Raw genomic sequence first — 24058 nt, forward strand, 5'->3', positions numbered from 1 at the left:
CAACGGCGCAGCGGGCCAGCCACCAGAAGAACATTTCTCGAGAAAGGCACGGCTCATTCTGGGGATTGGCCTGGTGGTCATAGGAATCCGAAGACCATGAAGATCTATACGCACGTCCACCGGGCGATTCGTCGATGGTCCAGTCCCTTCAACAGGCTCCAGCTCCCGGTGCCGGTAGCCCCTGGGAGTGACGAGTTCCTCTCAAGCCTTGCAGCCGATCTACATCACGACATCATGCCGTGCTGCGACACGTACGCGTATATTTCTAGATCAGTCCTGATACCAAGCTTGTCCATCGCCGCCAACTTCTGGTTGCTGATGGTTTTCGGACTTCGATTGAGCCGCCTCGATATTTGCTTGATGTTCATGCCCGAGGCAAGCAGCCTCAGAACTTCGGCCTCGCGCGGAGATAGTGCGGCCAACGACTCCGTTTTCAGCCCGACTCTTGCCGTTTCGAGCAATGCTTTTGTGGCCTTTCCCAGGTAGTCGCCCCCACGCATCGCCGAATGGATCGCCTGCAACAGCTCGGGCATCGCGTCCGACTTACTGATGAGCCCACGCACTCCGACATCCCGGATCGAGCGAAGAATCGCTGGATTCGATATTCGCGTGAGGACAATGATCGGGAGACCTGGCCACGATTTCCGAATCCTGCTTAACAATGGCAGCCCATCTGGAACTTCACGGCCCGGCATGCTGAAGTCTGTAATCAGTAGATCGCACGGTGTGCCTTCAAGCACACTGATCAACTCATCCGTCGATGCGGCAATGGCGACAATCTTTCGAGAGCTTTCCTGCTCAATGAATTGCCTGACACCATTGGCAATGATCGGATGGTCGTCTGCCAATATGATTCGCATCGTCATGACTTCCCCAAGGCAGTCCGTTTCCATTAGTGGCATACAGGTCCGACATCCTCCGTTGCAAGCGTAGATGCCGCCGATGCAAAGCGCATCAGCAGTAGATCTTCATGCACATTCCCCGCAGCGAGCCGCACAAAGCGCCCTGATACCGCGAAATCCTGTTCGCCGCGCACGCGACTGCACCAGCGTATAGCCCCCGCTTTTCCCGCGAATGGGCCAGCCACTCCGCATAGCCACCCTATCGACGCAGCAGCTCGTGCGTTTTGGATATACGTGCATGGCCAAGGCGATCCTGATCTTGATCAAACAGATCAGTGGCACGTTACACAGCCATTTTTCACACCCAAATTCTGATCTCGATCACACCAAGGCGCAACGTAAAACCGAGAAAAACTCTGTCTCGCCACCAGCGATTCGCTTGATGTGCCTCAAATAACTTTCGACTCTCTGCATCTGACACCAATGGACTACCGAACGACATGCACTTAGTCTGTGATCAAGGCATTTGGCACTTTGCTCTGGCAGGTACGCGTGCGCGGATCGACACTCACTTCGCGGGCACTACGCCAATTTCTCGGCTTCTGGCTATCTGTTCTCTTCGCGAATCTTGCGCCTGCACAGCCCGCCAACGCACCGGCGCTTACACAGGAAGAGATCGATTGGCGCGGCGAGCACCCAGTGGTGAAGGTTGGGGTTATGGCCGGCGATCATGCGCCCGTTGAAAGCTGGGAAGGCGGCCAACCCACAGGACTTGGCGTTGAATACGCGCGCGTGCTCGCCGAACGAGTCGGGTTGCGTCTCGAATTCCATCCGTTTACGAATTTGGCAACAGTTGCGTCTGCTGATTCATCACGCTCCGCACCGTTCGACCTGCTACTCGGACATGGCGAAGCCAGGCAAGCGCATTTCCTACCGCTGCGCCCCTTTCTGACCGGAAGAGTGATGATGGTTGCACGCAAGGGCGATCCAGTGTTTCGCAACGGCGATGACCTGACCCGGGCACGTATCGTGATCGAGCGGCGCTTCGCCCAACAGTCGGTCGAACTGGCCGCACACTACCCTGTAGCTAAATTGCTGTTCGCAGACGACGGACGGCAGGCGCTGGACATGGTCGCGCATGGCGAGGCCGATGCTTACGCAGGCATCACTCCCTATCGCACGCTCGCGCTGCTGAGGCGTAGGTCACGCGACGATGTGCGCATGCTTTCACCTCTCGACCTCCCGCCCGTCAGAATCGGTTTGGCAGTACGCCGCGACAATTCAATGCTGGTTCGACTCCTGCGCAAGGCCGAAGCGACGGTCGCACCAAGTGAGCTGACCCAACTGCGCCAGCGCTGGGGCATTCAGGACGAGGCCCCCACCGCTCCGCTAGCCGCCGACCTCAGTGCGAAGGAGCGCGCTTGGCTCAGCGGCTTACCCGTGCTGCGTGTGGGCTACGAAGTCGACCGCTTCCCCTACAGCTTCATCGACGGCGAGGGCGAGTCCGCTGGCGTCGCATCAGACTATGTCGAGATTCTTCGCAAGGCACTGGGGCTGCGGTTGCAGATGGTGCCAGCACGCGACTGGGACGACCTGCAGCGGATGGCGCGAGCCTATGAGATCGACCTGATCGCAGCTGCGATGCCCGGCGATCTCGACGAAAGCGAAATGGCGTTCAGTCGTCCATATGAGCGACTCCCGGAAGTCATCGTCGCCCGCGCTCACGGATCTTCTATCGTCAGTGCACGCGATCTTGCCGGAAGAACGATCGCCATACGGGACGAGCCCGGGCTCATGCGCCGGTTGCGCCCGTTCGTGGACTACGGACGGTTTCTGCCGGTCGTCAGCAATGAGTCCGGATTGACGTACGTAGCCGAAGGACGCGCCGACGCGTTCATTGGCACGCTCCCGGCCGTTGACGCCTTGATTCGCAATCATTTCCCGGCCCAACTGCGAGTAGTCGGCCCGGTTGGATTTGAACACGAGTTGTCGATCGGCGTTCGCCGCGAGCACGACGCGTTGCTTCCATTGATGGATCGCGTTCTGGCGAACCTTCCGGAAGCCGAGCGACGGACAATTCGCGCCCGATGGCTGGCTACCGAATATCGCTACGGCGTTCCGTGGGGATTGGTACTGGCAGGCTTGGCGACCACGCTCGCCGTGATCGGTGCCATCACGCTCGCTTACCTTCGCCTGCGCCGCGCATCGCACGCACAAGCGTCCGCCGAACGCGCATTGGCGTCGCAACTTGTATTCCAACAGGCTCTTCTGGAGACCATTCCGTACCCCGTGTTCGTCAAGGACACACAGGGTCGCTACCTGTCGGTCAATCAAGCCTATGAAACAATGTTCAACTGCTCGCGCAGTACATTGATTGGCCAAACGATCGCACAAACACGGCACGTGCTTGCGCTTGATTCCGATGAGCTGCACCGCGCCGACATGGCCGCGCTCGAGACCGACCGCAACGAACGCCGCGAACTCCAAATCCCGATGCCCAATGGCGATGCATACAGCGTCATCTTGTGGCTGCGGAGTTTCCACGATCCGATGGGGGAAGTTGCGGGGCTACTGGGGACAGTGGTCGATGTAAGCGACATCCGTTCCGCTGAAGCTCGCGCGCGATCCTCGGAACAACGGCTATCCGACATCACCGAGGCTCTGCCTGCCGCGGTATTCCAGCTGCACGTGCACCCAGACGGCAGACGCGAGTTTACCTTCGCCGCCGGTGATCTAGCCGCCACTATCGGCCTGACGCAGGAGCAGTTGCTGATGAGCGAGCCAACGGCGTTCGTCCGGTTGCACCCGGACGACCAGCCATTGACCGAGCGCCTTGTTCAGAGCGCTGCCGACATGCTGCAGCCGATGCCGGCGTTCGACTTCCGTGTGCGCACAGAAGGCGGATGGCGCTGGCTGCGTACTGCCGGGGGTGTTCCGCGCCGGACGGATGATAGTGGCGCGGAATGGAGCGGCTATTGGGTCGACGTCACGGAAAGTCACGCGCAAGCTGAGGCGCTCGCGGAGGCCAAGCTATTGGCCGATGCGGCCACCGCCGCCAAGGGAGCCTTCCTGGCGACGATGAGCCACGAGATCCGCACGCCCATGGTCGGTGTCGTGAGCCTGATCGAACTGATCGCATGCACGCGCCTGGACCACGATCAGGCCGACATGGTATCCATGGCACAGGACTCCGCGCGATCGCTGCTCAGGATCCTCGACGACATACTCGACTACTCGCGCATCGAGTCTGGCCGCGTCGAGCTCGAAGATTCACCGTTCGACATGCGCGCACTTATCGACAGTGTGATCGGCCTGTTTGCCGCGGGCGCTCACGAGAAGGGACTGCGTCTCTACTCGATCCTCGACTGGCGACTGGCCTCGCAACTGCGCGGTGACGCCATGCGTATTCGGCAGGTGATCACCAATCTGCTCAGCAATGCCCTCAAGTTCACCGACAGCGGCCACGTTGCATTGCATGTCGAGCTGATTGGCGAGCATGGCGGTCGGCAACTCCTGCGCATTGCAGTCGTCGACACCGGTATTGGCATCGCGGCGGAACATCTGACACACCTCTTCCAACCGTTCACGCAGGCGGAAGCATCGACCACCCGTCGCTATGGCGGCACCGGCCTCGGGCTGACCATCAGCCACCAGCTTGCGCGAATGATGGGGGGAGAACTGCTCCTGGAGAGCGAGCCCGCCTTGGGGACGCGAGCAACCTTTGAACTCGAACTTGAGGTAGATTCCCCTATCGTGCCGGAGCCAGCATTCGACGGCCTGACCGCGGCGCTGATCACCGTCGATGAGTGGCGCGAACGTGAGTTGTCCAATGCCCTCTCTGCGCTCGGATTCAACGTGATATCGGCAGATGCGGACGACCTCGCCGAACTTGAGGCGGATGTCGACCTCTTCGTAGTCGATGACCTTTTGGCTGAAAGCGGCGCATCCCCTTTCTCGTCGCGTTGCATACGCCTGATTGACTCACCTCAACTTCACCGCCCCGTCGAGCACGGCTGCGTGACGCTACGCTGCAATCCGCAGCTATGGCATGCGGTACTCGATGCGTGCCAAGCGGCGCTTCGCGCAGGCGCATCCACTGCCATTCCAACGAAACGCCGGCCCGAGCTTACGCATTGCGAGAACATCCTGGTCGCCGAGGATCACCCGATCAACCGATCCGTGCTGGCGCGGCAACTGGATCGACTCGGGTATCCATATACACTTGTCGAAGATGGTGAACAGGCATTGTCTGCGTTGGCAGAGGCGCAGTTCGATCTGCTGCTCACCGACTGCCACATGCCGAATCTTGACGGCTATCATCTGACCAGGCGCATACGTGCTAGCGAGGAACCCGGCAGGCAGCACCTGCCGGTTATCGCATTATCCGCGAGCACCTCAAAAGAGCAGATTGCGCAGTGCCGCGAAGCTGGAATGGACGACTTCCTTGCCAAGCCAGTCCAACTGGATACGCTTTCGGACAAACTCGCCACCTGGCTTGGCACATCTCATGGAACACGGGCGACGCCCAAGCTCGCCGAGCACAGCCCAGAGATCGGCTACCTCCTGACCATCTACGATGATCCGTATACGGTCCATCAACTTCTACGAGATCTGCACGACAGTTGCCGACACGACCTCACCGACCTGAATAAGGCAATACGGACCGGGTCGATTGACGAGCAACAAAACCTGACGCACCGAATCGAAGGGGCACTCGCGCTCCTCAACAACGCCAGCCTGGATGATCTTTCCCTCGGTCACGATGACAATCCAGTTGCGCAATATCATCGACTTGCGCAACTCGTCGATAGACTTGAACAGATGCTCTTAGACCTGGATGGGTTAGTCAGCAGCTGAGATGCGTCGCCGCTTGGACGGCGGCCCCTAAACCACCATATCACCGACGCTTAGTCGGTCAATGCTCGCGACATCCACAGCACGCGCGCGATTAGAATGACAACGATGCGTGCCTAGCCAACCGCAATCAGTGCGCACGCAGTCGCTCAAACGATAGTGGCGAGCAAGAGCGGCCGTTGTCTGGCAAATTCTCTGGCATCCGCGGCATGGCGTAGTTGTCGACGATTCAACACGAACCGACGACGCCCCAAGGAACCAGTGGCACCAGGGGAACTTAGCTAGCCTTCCAACATCCAGCGCCGCACGTTACGGAGCTGCCGACGACGCACAACGGCCGTATGCTGGTCCACGCGCTGCAATAGCGATCTTCCCATCAGCGTGTCACGCCCTATTACGTCCGCGACGTCGCGCCAGATGCCAAGGTTGTTCCAACGCAGGAAACGCACATAGAGCGCTCGCCAGCGGCCAAAGCGTTTCGGAAGTTCGCTCCAGCACTGATCCTCGCTCACCACCCACAACACGCCCTCCACAAAGTCTCGATACACCTTGTTTCGATTGCGCGCGCGCACCTGTAGTTGGCCTGGAAGAGATCTGATGATGTCCTCCCAGCGACGGTCGTCAATCCTTTGAACAGGTATCGACTCAGGGGTCTCGACTCGGTTCAATGCAAGCGTGGCTTGATCTATTGGCATGACTATTAAGAGCTCCTCTACGGCCTGATTTACCATCGCGCATGCGATCAGCGATTTGACCCACCCACTTTCATGGCCGGAATCTCGGTCTTTCGATCGGATTCAGCTCGCGTGTGCGTCGGCGACCTTGCTTGAATTGATTGTCAGAAAAACTGACCTAGGGATTCTTTCGGTGCGATAGGTGGGAATCCATAGGAAAAGTCCTAAGCTCTGTGGCCGCGTGGTCCGAAACCTGCCATCCTCGGGTGTGGCGGGATTTCACTCCGGCCGTCGATGAGAAGCCGCACTTGAGGTGGGCGGACATGGCGCCATCCCCACCACGACCGAATGCGCAGTGCAAGCCAGTGCATTGACACCGGAGCCGCTGACCGTCGAGCGATCCGACAGCGCTTGGGCGCCGCGGCCGATTGCGATCATTTCCGCGCCAGCACCCATAGCTATGCTGTTCTGGCTATACGCTTGGGCGTTGTTGCCTCCGCGACTGCGTAGCCAAATCGGGCGCAGCCCCCCCCCCGGCAAGGCACGCCGTCGGTTCTCGCGCTGCAACCACATGGCGTCGCCGCCCATAGGGCACATCCCAAACCTATACGAACCGCAATGCCAGAAACTAGGTAACCCCAACGACAAGCTGGTTCGAACTCCCGATGGATTTCGACAATGACGCGTCAGTCCATGACGCCCGCTTTGTGTAGAACCTGAAAAAAACACTCCGTCGCTTCCGACCGGTGAAGCGAATCGATACGGGTCACATCCGACGATTTGGAATGTGCAGCCTCCCCATGACCCGCACCGTTTGTACTTTCCATTTCGACGAGTTCGAGGACGCCATGCTGGGTCTCGACGGCCACTACATCCTCCTAGATCGTAGCCGGCTTCACTGGATCATCGACGTCCTTGACCTGACCGGATTGGCGATGATGGTTGGCCGAAACGGCGCCCCTTCTGTGTACCGTGGTGCGTGCTTACCTCGCCAGTACGGTCTGCTCGTGCCGATATCGCAATTCGATGGGTTGAAGTTCAACGGCAATGCGCTGGGGCAGTGCACAGCGTGCTGGATGCCGCCCGCCGAAGAATTCAGTGTCCCCGCATCGGCCGGATTCAACTGGTTGTGCGTCGTGGTCAATGAGTCGTATGTACGCCACTGGGTCGATGCCGGCCTGCTTGACGAGCGCGCCACGGAACTGCATTGGGGGCATGCCAGCCATCCGAGCATCCGGCGTCTTGAAACACTGGTCCAGAGCACGATGAGCGTGGTAGCCAACGCCCCAAGCGACCTGCGGGATGCGCTACGCCAGCAACTCCTGGATGCGACGCTCGATGTCGTCCGTTCGATTAGGCCGGGGCGGGATCCACCAAAAGGTCGCCCCAGGATCAGCCGCACAAAGTTACTCAAACGCGTCCTCGACTTCGCGGAGGAATTCATCGACCAGCCTATACGGGTCAGTGACTTCTGCGCGCTGACCGAAGTACACGTCGCCACGCTGCAGAACGTGTTTGCCGAACAGTTCGGCGTCAGCCCACACCGGTATCTGATGCTGTTGCGACTGCATGCAGTTTACCGGGCGATTCGAAACGCCGACCCTTCGGACACCGTATCGACCATCTGCGCGCACTACGGCGTCTGGGATCTTGGTCGCTTCGCGAGCCAGTACCGGCAGTATTTCGGCATCGCACCATCGAAGGCCTTGGAACTGAGCCTGCGCAGGCATCAGCGCGCCGGCAGCGATCTCGGGCCAGAGAGTTCGCTGTCGTCCGCGCAGCTAGAAAAATAGGGTCTGGCGGGTGCAATGTCACCGACGACCATAAATCCTCTTCGTGCGAAGCAAGAAGGTGCGGCTACGCCCACGCGCACGGTTCTGTGAGTACTTCCAAACGACACCACTGCGTAGGTGCCAGGAAGGAACAGAGTGCTACCGCAGTTGCTAAAACAGCTCACTGCCGACCAGCGTCGCCCCCTCACGGTGCCCAGTGCCCGGTGACGTTCAGCCCACGGTGCTGTCGAACACCTTGGCCTCGGTCATGTCCCGCACCGCACCGGCACGCTGCCATAGCGCACCCGCGCACCTGCGCACCTGCGCAACTACCATCTTCATCTGCGCGAACCGCAAGGCGGCATTGACCAGGGTGGCAGGGTCGATATCGTCCATGAGAGTCAAGGATGCTTCTTCAGAAGCAGCGGGTCGAAAGCGTCCGCATACGACACCATCAGCTCATCAAACCGCTTCGACTCCGCCGTGCCATCAGGCAATGGATTGGCTTGGACGATGGCGTAGGAATACACCCAACCGTCGAGGCGGGTCAGCACAATCTCTCCCATTCGCTCCGTGTCCTTCAAGCCGTTCCAGACCGGTTCGGCGTACACACGAATCACGGCCAGATCGTGCGCACTCGAATCCCGTGCTCCGATAGGCTGGAACCGTGCGGCATACGCGCGCGATGACGCCGCGCTCGCTCCCACTGGCTCGATGCTCACGTCGCCTTCCTGCCATATCCTGGGAATGGTGATGGCCGTGCCGAGGCCATCGAACACGAACAGGATCTCGTCGGCCTGCACGTCGTAGAAGAGCTTGCCGCCAAGCCCGCTCATCACAGCAGAAGGCAATGCCGATCGAGCGTCAGAAGTCCCCTCCGGACGGTCCGCATCACGTGAGGGATTCACGTCCCAGCGCATCGCGCGCCGTCTCATGTTCGGCGTCGCTCCCTTAGGTACTGGCGAAGTGCTATTAGCCAAACGCCCAGCACACCGAGGATCGCGGCCAGCAGAACCAGTATTCGATGGCCGTCTCCCTGCTGGCCGAGGACGCCAAGTACGAAGGCAAGCAGAAAGACCAGCCCAATGGCCGGGCTGCCGAGAAAGGATCTGGACATCAGCGCGAAGAGTTTTGAGGCTCCGGCGATGATGGAGCGCTCACGGTGGCGCCCCCATGGGATTAACCTCAAAAAACGGCTAACCATCTCGATGGCGCAGTTGCACGACTCCTTCGCCTGCCCCGATCTGGCGTTGCGCGACCCACGCGAGACGCGCGGCCGCTTCCGACGAAAGGAAGTGAGTATCGCCGATCATGCGACCGCGCGAGAGTGGGCAATTTCCCATGGAACTAGCGCACTCCACCCGGGATCATCGGATGGGCCACTAGTGCTGCGAGTGGCGGCCTGCGGAGGCCCACTTCCAGCCAACAGTCGAAGGGATGAACCGGTAAGCCTGTCAGGCGTTCCTCCATATCCGCACGGATCGCGCATGCTCAATGTCTCGGCGTTCCCACTATTCTTCACCGTTCTCGTCTTGCTGGCAGTGATCGCCTTGCGATGGCAACGCGCTCGATTCACCAGCCACGCCGTGGGTTACCGCTGGACCATCTCGGCTTTGGCGGCTTCGCTATGCCCGACGTTGGTGCTGACTGTTCATGGTGGTCTCCCGGTCCCTACCGTCACCGGCGTCATCATTGCACTCACGCAACTGGAATCATTGATCGATCTTCGTCTGACGGTTCTAGGCTTCGGTAGCAAGGACGCCGGCGTTCTGGTCCTGCCGTTCGTTGTCTGCCTCCCGCTGATCCTGGCAAATCCCCTGTCCGAGCCAGTGAGCAGGCCCGAACGGCGCGACTGACGGAAGCGGCCAGCCATCGCCATCAGCCGTTACTCCACCGGCGATATGGCAGGAAAGTCGCACCGGCGTCGCTGGGCGCGCGACCCGTGCCGCCCGCCTCTCGCGCCTAGGAAAATTCCCATTCAATCCCTGCCACAGATGAGGCTAAATTGAATTGCAGTCATGAAATGTGTCCTGCAGTACCGTTGAGTCGTCGTGCGAACAGCCCAGGATCCTCGCCGTGAGGCGACAGGGGCTGGTGCAAATAAAAACTCCCCTAAGAGTGTCAGCTTGTGTCTAGCTGCCGGTACATACGCACCTATCCAGCGACGACCAACGGTTTTTTTCCGGCACCGTTCGCCTGGCGCTTGAGTGTCAGTTACCCGAGCGTATTCATCACAGGACACGGCACGCTGCGAGAACGCGTGGGAGATCGGCCGCGAGCTTGACGACCAGATTGGGGCGGAGGGCACTTTGAAGGCTTTATGCGATTCGTCGGAGCTGCAGGCGATGCCGACCAGTGCCGATGCGATGCAGAGAATCACAATTCCACAAGTAAGGCTCATTGACCAGTCGCTGCGGTCAGGTCGGCATGGCCCCTTCGAGACGCTGACCAGCGCCCGCACCGCGCCGCACTGACCGGTCAGGTCGGCGGGCTGGGCGGCTTGCTGCTCTCGATCAAGCGACAAGCCTGGGCCGACCGCGTTTCGGAAATGGCTGCGATCCGGCCCCCAAATCCGTTGTGGCTTGATCGGCTCTACGAAATATCGCCCGCGGCCCCAGGCCATGGCGGCTACGCCTGCGTCTCTGTGCCCGTGTTCTGTTCCAGCGAAATCAGTATCTCGTCGAGCGCCTCGTCCATCATCGCGCGGCGTTCGAATTGACAGGATGCGCCCGCGATCCGCTCGCGGCCGTGCCCAGAGCCTCATTCGTAGCTCATGGTGAACACGACCGCGCTGTTGGCTGGCCCACCATTCACCGCGGCCGCTGTCTGGTAGTAGGAGGCCCGCAACGGAATGGAAAAGCTGCCGCCAGTGGTTTTGCTGTACCCCGTGGTGGCTCGCATGGTGCCGTAAGTCATTGGCACGTTGCTACGATCGGTGATCTGCACGCCCACGCCAGTGACCGTGGAGCCCGAGCCCAGCCCAACCACCGCCTGTGTCGCATTGACAATGGAGATCTCGGGCGCTGGATCCAGTTGGTACTTGACTGTGTTCATCCCTGGGGGGCAGCTGTTGACGGCGATCGCGAAGTCCTTCGTGCCCACCTTGGTGCCGATACCGACGAAGCTGGTGCTCTGGTGCGTGCCAAGATCGACGGCGATATCCGGTGTAGTGCAGGACGCGATGTACACCGACCCTGTCATCGCCCCGGAGTACATGGTGGTGAGCGGCCAGGACCCCGCCTGATTGTTGAGTGCATAGGACATCGTCACCGCCGGTACCGACGTCAGCGGGCCCGGCGCGATCGGTCCCGTCTTGATGAACTCGACGGATGTGCCCCAGGACCAGGTATGCGTTGTTCCTCTGGGGATCTGACAGGTGATTGTGTAAGCGGAGTTCGGGATGGTCTGGTCGAACGGGATATTGCAGCCGTCGCCTGAATTGGTCGCGAAGTGATATTTCGCTCCCAGGCCATCGATATTGGTCGGATAGACATCGACGTACCCAGAAACGGGAGTGGATTGAACCGAGAACGTTATATAGGCCTCACGATCTGCGGTGCTGTCACCGGGGCATGACACTTGGTACCCCACGGAGGGCTGCCCACCGACCTTGGGAATCGCCTGTGTCCCGGGTATGACATCGCGACCGATAGTTCTGGCACCAACGGGAAGGTTGTAGTTGCCTCCTCCGGGGGTACTGCAGCTGGCGCCGATTGCCGGCAAGGAAACCGCGCTGGCAAGGACAAGTATCAGCAGGTGAATGCGCGTCGGCAGGCGGCAATTCTCATCGAGCCGACGCGACAGACGGTGCATTTGATTCCTAGCGTTCGCAACGTCACTCATCTGGATACCTTTACTGGATTCGTCACTGCAAATGCCTTGCAGCGAAGCGTTGTCAATGTGCTGCGATTGCATGTATGCCTCAGCCACGGCAGACCGATTTCACGACGGCCACGTCGTTCGTGCCTTTCGCGTCGGCCGACGGCTGGTAGTCGAGCGTGCACTGCTGGTTGCCCTGGCCGCCGCCCCAATTGACCTTCAGTTGCCCGCGGTTCTCGTCCGGGTAACGCACGAACACCTGCCCACCCTGCCCGACGATGCCTACATCGTTGCCCTGCGCATCGAGCACCTGGGCACCGAAGGGCACCACGCTGCCGTCCTGCAAGCGGGCCTGGAGCAGCACGGCATGGCCAGTGACGGTGTCGAACTTCAACGGCACCACCGCACCTGCGCGTGGGATGGCCTGCACGCGTGAGGTCTGCAGTTCCACGTCCAACGACGTACCCTTGGGGTCGAGCATCACGTCGTTGATGCGGTATGGCATCAGGCTGCTGGCAACGGCGTAGCCGCGACCGTCAACCTTGCTGGCGCCGTCGCTGCTCAGGCGGGCACCGCTGGCACCCTTGGCCTCGATCACACCGATGGTGTCGCCCAGCTGCGACGCAAACGTGATGCCGCCGCGGTGGATCACCAGGCCGCCGTTGGCGGTGTACGACACTTGCCGACTGTTCTGGGCGTAGCTGTAGGATGCGCCCAGGTTGGCGTACGCGGCACGCCAGCCCGCGCCCACCCCGATGCTGCCGTGGTTGTCGTTGCCAAAGTTGCCGTTTACGCCATAGTTGTACTGCCCGTGATCGCCCGCTGTGCCGGTGACACCGGCCTGGACGGTATTTCCTTCCGGCGCATGGGTCGCACCGAGGGTGAACTGCGGCGCGCGACTGCGCTGATTGTTGTTGCCAAATGGGAACGACAGGGTGAGGAAATAGCGGTTGTCGTAGTCGCCGCCCACGACCCGGCTGCGACTCGCGCTGAGACCGTAGGACAGGTCGCGATAACGGTTGTTCCAGCCCACCTGATAGCTGGTGTCGACCGGGCGGAAGCCGTCCCAGTAATCGTTGCGCGAACCACTGATGTGCAACGAGCCCGCGCGTGAACCAAGATTCTGGCTGAGCGTGAACTGGAAACGGCTGCGCTGGCTGCCGGCGCCTTCGACCACCCCGCCCGCCAGCGGACCGCTGCGCACGGCGTCGTCCAGTGTGGCTGCGTCGTTGAGGCTCAGAAAGCCCTTGCTCGAGTAGCGGTATGCCGCCAAAGCGAAGTCGGTGCGGGTGGAGGGAATGCTCTTGCTGTAGGTGACGCGGGCGCTGTAGCCGCTCTGGTCGCCACCGTCCAGGCTGAAATGGGTCTGCGAGCCGGTGAGGTCCACCGATACCGCGCCCACCGGCGTGCTGAACGCCGCGCCCAGCAGCAGATTGCGATACAGGCCGGCGTCGGTGATCTGCGACCCAACGTATCCGGTCAGCCAGTTGTTGAAGCCGCGTTGGTAGGTGCCTTCGATGAAGTACGGCGCGTCGATCTCGAACGCATCGGCGCGCAATCGCCCGGCCGATGCCGAATAGCGCCAGGTGCCGGGGCGTAGCAGTTGCGGCACCGCCGCGTACGGCACGGAGAAGCTGCGTTGACGGCCGTCGGCCTCGGTCACGGTCACTTCGAGGTCGCCGCCGTAGCCGGTGGCGTAGAGGTCGTCGATCTCGAATGCGCCGGGCGCCACCGTGGTTTCGTAGATGACATAGCCGTTCTGGCGGATCTCGACCTTGGCGTGGGTGTCCGCAGTGCCGCGCACGATCGGCGCATAGCCATTCATCGATTCCGGGCGCATGCGGTTGTCGGTCGCCAGGTTCACACCTCGGAAGCCGACGGAGTCGAACAGCTCACCGGTCGTGAACGCATCGCCCACGGTCAGTTGCGACTGCCATCTGGTGACGTCGTGCTGGGCGTAGGTGCTGATGTTCTGGAAGTCCGAACCGCCATCGTGGTTCCACCGGTAGTTCGACTGGTTGCGAATGCGCCAGCCGCCCAGGTTCAGACCGGCGTTGAGACCGAGGTACGCCTGTTCGCTGCCGGCCCCAAGATCGCGATCGGCCTGGGAGGCGTTGAAGTTGTAGCCCAGGGTGAAGGCATTCATGCCGCGATCCCACAGTTTGGGATCGACGTAGCCGCGCGCGTTACGGTTCAGCGCGACCTGCGGAATCGACACATCCAGCCGCAACTCGCTCGTGTCGAACTGCACGCTCGCGTCGGCAATGAGGGCGGCGAGGTCGATGCAGGGATTGTCCAGATTGGTGCCGGCCGCTTCCAGCTTGGCCGTGTCCACGCCCATGGTGACCAGCAATCGACGGTTGAAGCATGCCCTGGCTTCGCCGCCTGCGACCACTTCGCGGAAAGACACCTGCTCGCGGCTGACGAGGTTCTGGTTGACGTACAGGTCGACGCGATAGTCACCTGGCAGGACCGGATTGCCGCGCTCGAAACGCGTGACGTCGTAATTGCTTGCGCCAGCACCGAGGAACGACGAACTGAATTCCACCTGCTGGGGGGAGGGGTCAGGTGCAGGGGATGGCGAGGGGTCCGGCGCGGCCAGCGTCGCGAGCGGCAGCTGGCCGATCGCCACAAGAATGGACAGCACGATGCGCTTGCGACGCAGACCGAGCGCATTGCGCTTGTCGCGATTCAGCTTGTGAAAAAAGTTGGACATGTGGTCTTGCCTCGCCGTTAGGGACTGGCTACCGGAACACCGCGCTCGATTCCATGAGCCCGGATCTGGGACAAACCGCCCCACTACGGACCGCGTTGCGGGCCGCTGGTGTGTTCAAAAAGATCGTTGGGGGGAAGCTGATCGAGCGCGCTGCGGAACCTGCTGGATTCCGTGGCGCGTCAATCCATCAATGCGAGTAAGGGACCTCGCGCTCGACAAAACCGCCGAAGTCGTTGATCGCGCTGTAGACCAGCGTGCCGTTGCCCTGGCCGTCGACTTCGAAGCTCTGTCGCCCCTTCGCCGGGCACATGCCGCCGCCGGTGACCTTGCCCTGGGACTCAGCCACTCCCTTCAGTCGGACATCGCTGAACGACACGTTGTAGTCCGTTGCATTGGTGCATTCGAGCGCGTAGCCGGCACCCTTGCGGACCAACCGCCAGGTGAGCAAGTCCAGCGAACCCACCGGATCTCCCTTCAAGGTCTTGGGGCGGTAGAAAATCTTGATGCGCGTGCGTACGGCGAACTGCAGGAAATTCCGCGCCTCGCCGTCGGTGCCGGCTTTGGGGGCCGGCGGAATTTCCAGCACGTTGAGCCAGAACACCGATTCGCGATCCTGCGGCAGGTCGGCGCCAGTGAACATCAGGCGCAAGGCCTGGCCCTTGCCCGGCTCGATGCGCGACATCGGTGGCGTAACGAGGAACGGCGCCTTCGTGGTCTCGGCCGCTTCCTTCGGGTCGCCACTGTCGGCCCATACCTGCAGGAGGCGGGGCGAGTTGCCGTTGTTGAGCAGGTTGACCGTGACCTCCCGCTCCTGGGCCGAGTAGATCACTCGTGTCCCGACAATCTGGACGCCGGCGTGGGCGGGCGAGATTGCACCCAGCACGGCCAAAGCGACGAGGGCAAGCACGCACGTGGCGCGCGCAATGATGTTCATGAGGGAGCTGCTACCAGGTTCGAACCAATTGGGTCCGGGGCCGGCGAGCGCAGACCCCGGACATTCCATCTACGCGATCAGTTGTAGGCCACGGAGTACGTGACCCAGGTGCTCACCAGGCCCGGCGTTGCGGCGGCCTTGGCGGCGTAGTACTCGGCCGCGTATTCCAGCAGCGCGGTGTTGCCGGCGATCACCACGCCCGAATCGAGCTTCTTGTTGCCGGTGTCCGCCGCCAGGTTGATCACGCCGCCGTTCTTGTTCTTCAGACGCACCTGGACATTGCTGCCGCCCGCCGTCTGGTTCTCCAGCGCGCCCGTGACGGAATCCACGACGGTCGGGTTGTAGTCGAAGGTCAGCCAAGCGGTCTTGCCGTTGGTGCAGCCGGTCTCGCCGGGGGCGCCCAGCGTCACGAAGAACGCCTTGGTCTTGGCGGACGCGCCCAACGGCAGGGAGCCTTTACCCACCGGGTCGAGCGCGACGGTGAAGTCGTTGCCGGCGCCCGGCGTGGTGCCATCACCTGGGTGGATGGTGCACGTGACGTCCGTGATTTCACCGGTAAAGGTGATCTTGCCGTCGGACGCGAACGCCGAATGCGGAGCCATGGCGGCAAGGCCGGTCGCGGCCACCAGTGCGGCGGACAGAAGAGTCTTGTTCATTGAGAGTCCTTGCATATTTTGCTTTGAAGGAAGAGAGCGTGGACGTCACATAAGGCCTACGATCATTGCCTCCAGATTGCCGGCGATGTTGCGATCCTTTGCGACGATGAAAGAATGCTCGTCGCTCGGCGCCTAAAAAATAGGGATCTTCCCAAAGAACAGCGGCCATATATGCGCATTCAGCTATTTCGCCGAAGCTGTGCTGCGTGCGAATCCGCGAGGTTTCAGGGCCAACCTGATTCGAGTGGAGTCTGTTCCGAGACAAAGGAACGGACATGAAGAAGCGACTCACCGACGAGCAGATCATCGACTTACTGAAGCAGGCGTCGGCCGGCACTCCGATCAAGTTGTAGTGCCGCAAGTACGGCTTCAGCGACGCGTGGTTTTACCTGTGGTGCCGGAAGTTCGGCGGCATGGGACATGGGGGCGCCAAGCGCCTGAAGTCACTGGAGGCGGAAAACGCCAAGCTCCAGAGAATGCTAAGCGATGCTGGACATCGAAGGCCTGAAGGTCGTCGCGCGGGAAAAATTCTGTGGCCGCAGGCGCAGCGCAATACCGTGGCGGCCGTACGGCCAGGACTCCACTCTCCGGGCGCCGCGCCTGCCGTTTGCCGGGGCTGTCGCGCAGCGTGCTGCACTACGCCTCGCGGCGGGAGGGATGACGGGTCGCGACCAGGGCGAGGCCGATATCCTGGAAGCCCTCTGTCGTTTTCCGCGGATATCCCGCCGCGATCCACCGAGCAAGGCCTCCAGCTACGCCGCGGCTTCCAACAGGCCAGGCACCACTGAAGCACTGGTGCTCAACAAGCCCGCAGCGGGGGTCTATTACGTGCGCGTGCAGGCAAACGCCGCTTCCGGCGGTGTGTCGGTGCTGGCCGCCTATTGATAGCGACCTGACGCCGCTGCGGATTTGCATGGCGGGTTAAGGGAGGTGCGCCGGGCTGACCGGGCCTGGCGCACCTTCGACCCGTGCGTGCTCGGGGTAAGGCGGTGGAGTTGTTTGCGCTAGTGGAAATGGCCGGCGCAAGCGACTGGTTGGGCCTTCTTCCTATAGTGCGAGTGAACTATCTACGGCCAGACTTGTCATTTCCTTCCACTTGGCGAGCGATGCGACGCACTTCTTTCGGCGTGCGTCCAAAGACGCGTAGAAAGGACCGCAACATGTGATCGGCATCGCCGAATCCGCAACTCCTGGCGATCTCCTCGAACGATTGATGGCCATCCTCCACTAGCGGCCGCGCCGCCTCGATACGAAGGCGTTCGATAGCTTTCGCGGGAGTCACCCCGATCGCCTCAGCGAAAACGCGCCCAAACTGGCGTACGCTCATATGAGCGACGTCTGCCAAACGCTCAACCGAAAGATCATCTCGGAGGTGCTCTCTCGCATAGCTTAGCGCCGTGCGGATGCGATCAGAGCCTGGATCGAAGTCCAGTAGCGACGAGAACTGATGCTGGCCGCCAGGTCGGCGATAGTAGACAACCAGCATGCGCGCAACAGTGCGCGCAACTTCCTTGCCAAGGTCCTGCTCGATCATGGCCAAGGCCATGTCGATGCCAGCCGACATGCCGGCGGACGTCCAGACATTCCCGTCTTCTGTCCAGATCCGATCTCCGTCTACGCGCAACGACGGGTAGCGTGCTTGCAACTGAGGTGCGTAGTTCCAGTGCGTGGTCGCGACGCGACCGTCAAGCAGACCGCTCTCGGCTAGCACAAAGGCTCCCGTACATACGCTGGCAGTGCGGCGAGAGCGCGAGGACATTCTCCGAATCGCGGTCGCCATCGGCATCACCCAAGGACCGGTCGGAACCGCTGGCGCGCCGACGATGATGAGGGTGTCGAGCGTGTTGACGACGTCCAATGCTTCGGTGGCAACCTCCAGTCCGCTCGACGCTCGGATCAGTCCTCCTTCCATCGAGGCGACCGTAAATCGATAGCCCGAAGGGCTCACGCGATTAGCGTTTGAGAAGGCCTCAAGTGGGCCACTCAGATCCAACAGGACGAAGCCTGAGTAAACCACGAAACAAACGTGGCGAGACATGGTCGAAACGACCCGCGGGCGGCTGAGCGACCATTAGAAGCCCCTCCCATCAGGACGGTCAACAAGGCCTGGGCGGGCTCTGTTTGCCCGGCAAGGGCGCTCGCGATCGATCAGGACGCGATTCCAATGGATACCGCTCACAACGCGTGGGTCTGGGGTACCGTGCTCGCCGTTTGGCTGGCGATCGCGTGGTTCACGTCGCGATGACCCGCTTCGTCCTGGCGGACCGCGATCACGACCTCGCGCAGGCGGGCGTCAGTCGGTAGCTTCCAGTACTCGATGGCGATTGGCGGAGCCGGCACGTTGTCAATGCGGCCGGAGTCGATCTCGTCCAGATAGCGCGTATAGCTCACCACCGCCTCTTCCTCGAAGTAGCCGACCAGTCGATGAGCGGTACGCGAGGAGACCACATACAGGACGAAGTAGAAGGTCAAGAACAGCGCCTGCGCGAGTAATACCATCATGCGTTCGAACCAGCTAGGGCGTGCAATCTCCATGAACGTCATCAGATGCATCCGCTCGTTGTCGGCCTCGTCCAGCAACGTACGGATCCAGCCCTCGTCATTCCGCATCCAGCGAAGACAGCGCATATGCAGGAGTGCACCGCCGACCATGCCGGGCACGGCCGCGACTGTTTCCAGGACGATGGCGCGGTTGCCGTAGCGCTTAGCGAACAGGGTGTCGGCGAAGAAGCGAAGGGCGAGCGTGGTGCCAAGGGCAACGCGGTCGGACAGGTTGCCGACCGGATGGTGGAGCTCGATCGGAATCGTAGCGTGGGCGTTCATGGTGATTGGTCTGACGGGTAGTTGGCCATCAACATGGGGACGGCTGCCGCAGGCTGCTAGGCGCCCCTCTGTGGAACTTGTTGTTGAGCAGAGGGCACCAATAACCCACTGCGGCAATGCCCACGTCCGAAATCCAAGGATCAATGTCCTTTTCCGAAGCTCGACGCGCCGTACTTTAGCCGCGCTCTCCACTTCGAGGACCTAACAATGGCCTTCAAGATTACTCTTCCGAAAACTCTTGTCACCGCCGTAGCCCTGATGGGTGCCACCCTGGGGGCACCCCTCGTCGGCTTCGCAACCGAGAACCCCTACGCCGATCCCGTCAAGCCGGCACTCCCGGCCTCAACCTTCCAATGGGATCTGAGTCGAACCGCCCTGGTCGTGATTGATCCGCAGATCGACTTTATGAGCCCCCAGGGCGCGGGCTGGCCGATCTTCGGTGAGAGCGTCACCGAACAGAATCTGGTGCCGAATCTGCAGCGACTACTCGCGGCGTTCAAGAAGTCCGGAACGACGGTCGCCATCTCGCCGCACTACTACTATCCCCACGACCATAAATGGGGCTACGAGGCGCCGGCGGAAACCGTTCAGCACAAGCTGGGCCTCTTCGATCGCAAGGGTGCCTTGACGCTCGATGGTTTCCGCAACTCGGGGGCCGATTTCATGCCCGAGTTCAAACCCTACATCGAAGACGGCAAGACCATCATTGCTTCGCCGCACAAGCTCTATGGCCCCCAAAGCAACGACGTGATGCTGCAACTGAACAAGCAGCGGGTCGACAAGATCATCCTGGTCGGAATGGCCTCCAACCTGTGCGTCCAATCGCACCTTCGCGAGTTTCTCGAGCGTGGTTTCGAGGTGGTAGTCGTACGTGACGCCATCGCCGGCCCGAAGCTCCCCGATGGCGATGGCTACGGGAGTGCGCTGGTCGACTTCCGCTATATCGCCAACGACCTGGTGACCACCGACGAGGTCGTGGCCAAGCTGGAGGGGCTTTGACCATGGGCATGACCCACCTCCCGATTGGACACGCAAGTCCTGTCGTATGCGTGGCCGACTGACCCGGAGTCACGCATGAGCACTACCAAAGACTTCGGGCCCGCCAGTCCGCACCGGCGAGATTTTCTAGCGCTCGGGTTGAGCGCCGCAGCGCTGGTCGCCGTTACTGCGGTTCCCTTCGCTTCGTTTTCTTCCATCCACTCTCCTCCCATCAAACACGGAACCTTAACCATGAGCAAAGTAACCACGCGCGACGGCGCTGAGATCTTCTACAAGGACTGGGGTCCGAAGGACGCCCAACCCATCATGTTCCACCATGGCTGGCCGCTCAGCAGCGACGACTGGGACAACCAAGCCCTGTTCTTCGTTAGCCAAGGCTACCGCGTGATTGCGCACGATCGGCGCGGCCACGGTCGTTCCTCGCAGGTGAGCGACGGCCACGACATGGACCATTACGCTGCCGACGTTGCGGAGGTGGTGGACCATCTTGATCTGCGCAATGTCGTACATATCGGCCACTCGACCGGTGGCGGAGAGGCAACCCGCTACGTTGCCAAGCACGGACAGAAGCATGGCCGCGTGGCCATGCTGATCTTGATCGGCGCGGTACCGCCGATCATGGTCAAGACCCCGGCGAACCCAGGCGGCCTTCCCCTCGAGGTCTTCGACGGCTTCCGCAAGCAACTGGCGGCCAACAGGTCGCAGTTTTACCTGGATGTCGCGAGTGGCCCGTTCTATGGGTTCAATCGCCCAGGTGCCACCGTTTCGCAGGGCATCATCCAGAACTGGTGGCGACAGGGCATGGCCGGCAGTGCGAAGGCTCACTACGACTGCATCAAGGCCTTCTCCGAGACCGATTTCACCGACGACCTGAAATCCATCACCGTACCCACCCTGGTCATGCACGGTGACGACGACCAGATCGTTCCCATCGCCGACTCGGCACTGCTGTCGAGCAAGCTCCTGAAGAATGGAGTCCTGAAGGTGTATCCGAAGTACCCGCACGGGATGTGCACGACACAGGCCGACGTGGTCAATCAGGATCTACTGAAGTTCATTCGCGGCTGACTTGTACAAGCCATGCGCCCTGCCCGAAGCGCAGGGCCATGGCTACCGCCCTGCCCCTACGCGCCACGACCATGCCGTCACCGCTTCGGGCGCCGCCATCCTCGTTCGAAGCTATCCAGCCCCAATGCAGACCGCACCATGAGCCAATCCCCCCATAAGCCTGACAAGACGCCACTAACCACTGCCTTCGGCGCGCCCGTCGCCGACAACCAGAACAGCATGACCGCCGGCCCACGCGGGCCGCTGCTGGTGCAGGATGTCTGGCTGATCGAGAAGCTGGCCAACCTCAACCGCGAGATCATCCCCGAGCGCCGCATGCATGCCAAAGGCTCCGGGGCATTCGGCACGTTCACCGTCACCAACGACATCACCCGATTCACTCGCGCGAAGGTCTTCAGCGCGGTGGGCAAGAAGACCGGGATGTTCGCCCGCTTCACCGCCGTGGCTGGTGAGCGCGGCGCGGCCGATGCCGAGCGCGACATCCGCGGATTCGCACTGAAGTTCTATACCGAGGAAGGCAACTGGGACCTGGTGGGTAACAACACACCGGTGTTCTTCGTGCGCGATCCTCGGAAGTTCCCGGACCTCAACAAGGCGGTCAAGCGTGACCCGCGCACCAACCTGCGAAGCGCCCGCAACAACTGGGATTTCTGGACCGGCCTGCCCGAGGCCTTGCACCAGGTCACCATCGTCATGAGCGATCGAGGCATCCCGGCCAGCTACCGCCACATGCACGGGTTCGGCTCGCACACCTACAGCTTCGTCAACGAGGACAACGAGCGATTCTGGGTCAAGTTCCATATCCGTACCCAGCAGGGCATCAAGAACCTGACCGACGCCGAGGCGCAGGGGCTGATCGGTCGCGACCGTGAAAGTCACCAGCGCGATCTGTTCGAGGCCATCGAGCGCGGCGACTTCCCGAAGTGGACCATGTACATCCAGGTCATGCCGGAGCTGGACGCACAGAAGGTGCCGTACCACCCGTTCGACCTCACCAAAATATGGCCGAAGAAGGACTACCCGCTGATCGAAGTCGGCGTGGTGGAGCTCAACCGCAACCCGGCAAACTTCTATGCCGATGTCGAACAGAGTGCCTTCGCCCCCAACAACCTCGTGCCCGGCATCAGCGTGTCGCCGGACAAGGTACTGCAGGCGCGTCTGTTCGCTTACTCCGATGCGCAACGTTACCGCCTGGGCGTCAACCACCACCAGATCCCGGTCAATTCCGCACGTTGCCCGGTCCACAGCAATCACCGCGATGGTGCAATGCGCGTGGATGGCAACTACGGCGGCACGCTGCACTACGAACCCAATAGCTACGAGCAGTGGCGGGAGCAGCCGGAGTACCGCGATCCGCCGCTCAAGCTCCAGGGCATGCCGACTTCTGGAACTTTCGCGAGGACGATGACGACCACTACAAGCAGCCAGGCGATCTGTTCAGGCTGATGACGTCAGCGCAGCAGCAGGTACTATTCGACAATACCGCGCGTGCGATGGGCGACGCGCCCGCCTTCATTAAGAGTCGCCACATCCTCAACTGCACCAAGGCCGATCCGGCCTACGGTGCAGGCGTGGCCAGGGCAATCATGCAGCACGACGCCCGTCGAATCGAACCATAACGTCCGATGGGTGATTTACCGGTGCGTCGCGGCGTTGTTTATATGGCCCGCAAGCCGAACCGCGTCTCCCTGCCGGCCCGTACCCCGCCATGCACGGACAGTTCGGCATGCGGCAGCCTGGGGCCGCCGACAAGGCCCTCGGTCTGGACGAGACCGGGTTGCCCCAAAAAAAGCCCAGCTCCCTGCACCCACTAGCGCATCCCTCACGCCCGCCTACCACAGGAGACATCCCATGCGCATAAACCATCTATTGACCGTGGCCGCCCTGCTGTGGTCTGGCACGCTCGCCGCCCAGGGCCCGCAGGGTCGCGACGCCCCTCACCCAGTCGTCAAACCGGTCATGACCGAGGCGCTGCCCGACTACCCGGGCAAGGAGGCACTCGTCCTCACCGTCGACTATCCGCCGGGCGGAGCTTCTCCTCTCCATCACCACGACGCACACACATACGTCTATGTGCTTGAAGGCTCCGTCGTGATGGCCGTCAAAGGCGGCAAGGAGGTTACGTTGATGCCGGGGCAAAGCTGGGGTGAAAAGCCCGGTGACGTGCACACGGTCTCGCGCAACGCCAGCCAGACGAAGCCCGCGAAGTTCGTCGTGTTCATGCTGAAGGATATCGGCAAGCCCGCGGTGATCCCAGGCCCGTGACACGCAACGGTGACGGCGTTGACTGGCCATTGCGCCCGCCTTCGTCACAGTCCGACCTATGTCATCGCCCGATCCTGACGACCGCACGCTTACAGGGCGGCCAGCCTCCCCGACCATGAACAGAGAATTCGTCATGAGCCAACGCCTCGATTACCAGAAACAATCCCCGGAACTGTTGAAGAAGCTCGTCGAGTTCAGCCTGCTGACCCACAAGTCTTCGATCGAACAGTCGATCCGCGACCTGGTGAACATCCGCGCCTCGCAGATGAACGGCTGCGCGTTTTGCGTCGACATGCACATCAAGGAGGCCACCATCCACGGCGAGCGCCCCCTGCGCCTGCACCACGTCGCCATCTGGCACGAGTCGCAGCTGTTCAACCCCCGTGAACGCGCGGCCCTGGAGTGGACCGAAGTGCTGACGCAGCTGCCTGCGAAGGGAGTGCCGGACGACATCTACGAGCGCGTGCGCACGCAGCTGTCCGAGAAGGAGATCGTCGACCTGACGTACGACATCATGGCGATCAACGCTTGGAACCGCATCAGCGTCGGTTTCCGCTCCGTGCCGGGGACCGGCGACAAGGCCTATGGCTTGGACAAGGCCGGGCTGTCCTAAAGCCGAGCTGTCCCGATGCGGTA

At 61.4% G+C, this 24058-nt stretch carries 19 protein-coding genes and 2 pseudogenes; 11 read left to right on the forward strand and 10 right to left on the reverse strand.

From position 1 onward, the window contains the following. Positions 1-224: 224 nt before the first annotated feature. Entirely contained in the window at positions 225-866 is a 642-nt protein-coding gene (locus J2X06_RS10990; RefSeq protein ID WP_310062262.1) for a response regulator transcription factor, read from the reverse strand. A 274-nt stretch (positions 867-1140) separates the two neighbouring features. On the opposite strand from J2X06_RS10990, the gene J2X06_RS10995 reads away from it, so the two are divergent. Together J2X06_RS10995 and J2X06_RS11000 are read left to right on the forward strand one after the other, a co-directional pair. Next, a complete protein-coding gene (locus J2X06_RS10995) occupies positions 1141-1299 on the forward strand; it encodes a hypothetical protein (RefSeq protein ID WP_310062265.1) in 159 nt (52 codons plus the stop codon). A gap of 56 nt (positions 1300-1355) precedes the next feature. Further along, the gene (locus J2X06_RS11000) at positions 1356-5699 is read left to right on the forward strand and encodes an ATP-binding protein (RefSeq protein ID WP_310062267.1); all 4344 of its coding nucleotides are present in this window, start codon (positions 1356-1358) and stop codon (positions 5697-5699) included. Positions 5700-5977: 278 nt separating this feature from the next. On the opposite strand, the gene J2X06_RS11005 is transcribed toward J2X06_RS11000, so the two are convergent. Beyond that, positions 5978-6391 (reverse strand): transposase, encoded by a 414-nt coding sequence (locus J2X06_RS11005; RefSeq protein ID WP_310062269.1) that lies wholly within the window; start codon positions 6389-6391, stop codon positions 5978-5980. A gap of 779 nt (positions 6392-7170) precedes the next feature. Here J2X06_RS11005 and J2X06_RS11010 point away from each other — a divergent pair. Then, entirely contained in the window at positions 7171-8163 is a 993-nt protein-coding gene (locus tag J2X06_RS11010; RefSeq protein WP_310062270.1) for an AraC family transcriptional regulator, read from the forward strand. Between the two features lie 210 nt (positions 8164-8373). Here J2X06_RS11010 and J2X06_RS11015 read toward each other — a convergent pair whose 3' ends face one another. Both J2X06_RS11015 and J2X06_RS11020 read right to left on the reverse strand, forming a co-directional pair. Beyond that, positions 8374-8538, reverse strand: coding sequence for a hypothetical protein (locus J2X06_RS11015; protein WP_310062272.1), 165 nt, complete (start codon positions 8536-8538; stop codon positions 8374-8376). Positions 8539-8543: 5 nt separating this feature from the next. Next, positions 8544-9062, reverse strand: coding sequence for a hypothetical protein (locus tag J2X06_RS11020; RefSeq protein ID WP_310062275.1), 519 nt, complete (start codon positions 9060-9062; stop codon positions 8544-8546). A gap of 567 nt (positions 9063-9629) precedes the next feature. Between J2X06_RS11020 and J2X06_RS11025 the strand changes: the two genes are divergently transcribed. After that, complete coding sequence (locus J2X06_RS11025) at positions 9630-9998, forward strand: hypothetical protein (RefSeq protein ID WP_310062278.1); 369 nt, start codon at positions 9630-9632, stop codon at positions 9996-9998. A 904-nt stretch (positions 9999-10902) separates the two neighbouring features. On the opposite strand, the gene J2X06_RS11030 is transcribed toward J2X06_RS11025, so the two are convergent. The 4 genes from J2X06_RS11030 to J2X06_RS11045 all read right to left on the reverse strand — a co-directional run bounded on the left by J2X06_RS11030 (position 10903) and on the right by J2X06_RS11045 (position 16267). Beyond that, on the reverse strand, positions 10903-12057 hold the full coding sequence (locus tag J2X06_RS11030) for a fimbrial protein (protein WP_310062281.1): 1155 nt from the start codon (positions 12055-12057) through the stop codon (positions 10903-10905). 7 nt (positions 12058-12064) lie between these two features. Further along, positions 12065-14677: a fimbria/pilus outer membrane usher protein gene (locus J2X06_RS11035; protein WP_310062283.1), complete on the reverse strand. Its 2613-nt coding sequence runs from the start codon at positions 14675-14677 to the stop codon at positions 12065-12067. A 187-nt stretch (positions 14678-14864) separates the two neighbouring features. Next, a complete protein-coding gene (locus tag J2X06_RS11040; protein ID WP_310062285.1) occupies positions 14865-15611 on the reverse strand; it encodes a fimbrial biogenesis chaperone in 747 nt (248 codons plus the stop codon). A 77-nt stretch (positions 15612-15688) separates the two neighbouring features. After that, positions 15689-16267, reverse strand: coding sequence for a fimbrial protein (locus tag J2X06_RS11045; RefSeq protein WP_310062288.1), 579 nt, complete (start codon positions 16265-16267; stop codon positions 15689-15691). A 275-nt stretch (positions 16268-16542) separates the two neighbouring features. Here J2X06_RS11045 and J2X06_RS11050 point away from each other — a divergent pair. Next, positions 16543-16916, forward strand: a pseudogene (locus J2X06_RS11050) (transposase); the annotation flags it as partial. Between the two features lie 8 nt (positions 16917-16924). After that, positions 16925-17152, forward strand: coding sequence for a hypothetical protein (locus J2X06_RS11055; protein WP_310062290.1), 228 nt, complete (start codon positions 16925-16927; stop codon positions 17150-17152). Between the two features lie 178 nt (positions 17153-17330). Here the strand turns inward: J2X06_RS11055 and J2X06_RS11060 are convergent, their stop codons facing one another. Together J2X06_RS11060 and J2X06_RS11065 are read right to left on the reverse strand one after the other, a co-directional pair. Continuing rightward, positions 17331-18305, reverse strand: coding sequence for a GlxA family transcriptional regulator (locus tag J2X06_RS11060; protein WP_310062293.1), 975 nt, complete (start codon positions 18303-18305; stop codon positions 17331-17333). A 137-nt stretch (positions 18306-18442) separates the two neighbouring features. Next, positions 18443-19090, reverse strand: coding sequence for an alternative oxidase (locus J2X06_RS11065; RefSeq protein WP_310062296.1), 648 nt, complete (start codon positions 19088-19090; stop codon positions 18443-18445). A 207-nt stretch (positions 19091-19297) separates the two neighbouring features. On the opposite strand from J2X06_RS11065, the gene J2X06_RS11070 reads away from it, so the two are divergent. The 5 genes and pseudogenes from J2X06_RS11070 (at position 19298) to J2X06_RS11090 (ending at position 24035) form a co-directional block, all read left to right on the forward strand. Continuing rightward, positions 19298-20089, forward strand: a complete 792-nt coding sequence (locus J2X06_RS11070) for a cysteine hydrolase (protein WP_310062298.1) — start codon at positions 19298-19300, stop codon at positions 20087-20089. 231 nt (positions 20090-20320) lie between these two features. Beyond that, positions 20321-21157 carry an alpha/beta fold hydrolase gene (locus J2X06_RS11075; protein ID WP_310063598.1) on the forward strand — a complete coding sequence of 279 codons (837 nt, stop codon included), beginning with the start codon at positions 20321-20323 and terminating at the stop codon, positions 21155-21157. 138 nt (positions 21158-21295) lie between these two features. Then, a pseudogene (locus J2X06_RS11080) lies at positions 21296-22776 on the forward strand (catalase). A 232-nt stretch (positions 22777-23008) separates the two neighbouring features. Then, positions 23009-23422, forward strand: a complete 414-nt coding sequence (locus J2X06_RS11085; protein WP_310062301.1) for a cupin domain-containing protein — start codon at positions 23009-23011, stop codon at positions 23420-23422. A gap of 133 nt (positions 23423-23555) precedes the next feature. Next, on the forward strand, positions 23556-24035 hold the full coding sequence (locus tag J2X06_RS11090; RefSeq protein ID WP_310062303.1) for a carboxymuconolactone decarboxylase family protein: 480 nt from the start codon (positions 23556-23558) through the stop codon (positions 24033-24035). The last annotated feature ends 23 nt before the right edge of the window (positions 24036-24058 follow it).

The organism is Lysobacter niastensis, assembly GCF_031457115.1.
Classification (GTDB): Bacteria; Pseudomonadota; Gammaproteobacteria; order Xanthomonadales; family Xanthomonadaceae; genus Lysobacter_J; species Lysobacter_J niastensis_A.

Coding starts and splice junctions, on each gene's coding strand:
- J2X06_RS10990 (WP_310062262.1), bottom strand. CDS start 866: ATGACGATGCGAATCATATTGGCAGACGACCATCCGATCATTGCCAAT.
- J2X06_RS10995 (WP_310062265.1), top strand. CDS start 1,141: ATGGCCAAGGCGATCCTGATCTTGATCAAACAGATCAGTGGCACGTTA.
- J2X06_RS11005 (WP_310062269.1), bottom strand. CDS start 6,391: ATGCCAATAGATCAAGCCACGCTTGCATTGAACCGAGTCGAGACCCCT.
- J2X06_RS11010 (WP_310062270.1), top strand. CDS start 7,171: ATGACCCGCACCGTTTGTACTTTCCATTTCGACGAGTTCGAGGACGCC.
- J2X06_RS11015 (WP_310062272.1), bottom strand. CDS start 8,538: ATGGACGATATCGACCCTGCCACCCTGGTCAATGCCGCCTTGCGGTTC.
- J2X06_RS11020 (WP_310062275.1), bottom strand. CDS start 9,062: ATGCGCTGGGACGTGAATCCCTCACGTGATGCGGACCGTCCGGAGGGG.
- J2X06_RS11025 (WP_310062278.1), top strand. CDS start 9,630: ATGCTCAATGTCTCGGCGTTCCCACTATTCTTCACCGTTCTCGTCTTG.
- J2X06_RS11030 (WP_310062281.1), bottom strand. CDS start 12,057: ATGCAATCGCAGCACATTGACAACGCTTCGCTGCAAGGCATTTGCAGT.
- J2X06_RS11035 (WP_310062283.1), bottom strand. CDS start 14,677: ATGTCCAACTTTTTTCACAAGCTGAATCGCGACAAGCGCAATGCGCTC.
- J2X06_RS11040 (WP_310062285.1), bottom strand. CDS start 15,611: ATGAACATCATTGCGCGCGCCACGTGCGTGCTTGCCCTCGTCGCTTTG.
- J2X06_RS11045 (WP_310062288.1), bottom strand. CDS start 16,267: ATGAACAAGACTCTTCTGTCCGCCGCACTGGTGGCCGCGACCGGCCTT.
- J2X06_RS11055 (WP_310062290.1), top strand. CDS start 16,925: ATGACGGGTCGCGACCAGGGCGAGGCCGATATCCTGGAAGCCCTCTGT.
- J2X06_RS11060 (WP_310062293.1), bottom strand. CDS start 18,305: ATGTCTCGCCACGTTTGTTTCGTGGTTTACTCAGGCTTCGTCCTGTTG.
- J2X06_RS11065 (WP_310062296.1), bottom strand. CDS start 19,090: ATGAACGCCCACGCTACGATTCCGATCGAGCTCCACCATCCGGTCGGC.
- J2X06_RS11070 (WP_310062298.1), top strand. CDS start 19,298: ATGGCCTTCAAGATTACTCTTCCGAAAACTCTTGTCACCGCCGTAGCC.
- J2X06_RS11075 (WP_310063598.1), top strand. CDS start 20,321: ATGAGCAAAGTAACCACGCGCGACGGCGCTGAGATCTTCTACAAGGAC.
- J2X06_RS11085 (WP_310062301.1), top strand. CDS start 23,009: ATGCGCATAAACCATCTATTGACCGTGGCCGCCCTGCTGTGGTCTGGC.
- J2X06_RS11090 (WP_310062303.1), top strand. CDS start 23,556: ATGAGCCAACGCCTCGATTACCAGAAACAATCCCCGGAACTGTTGAAG.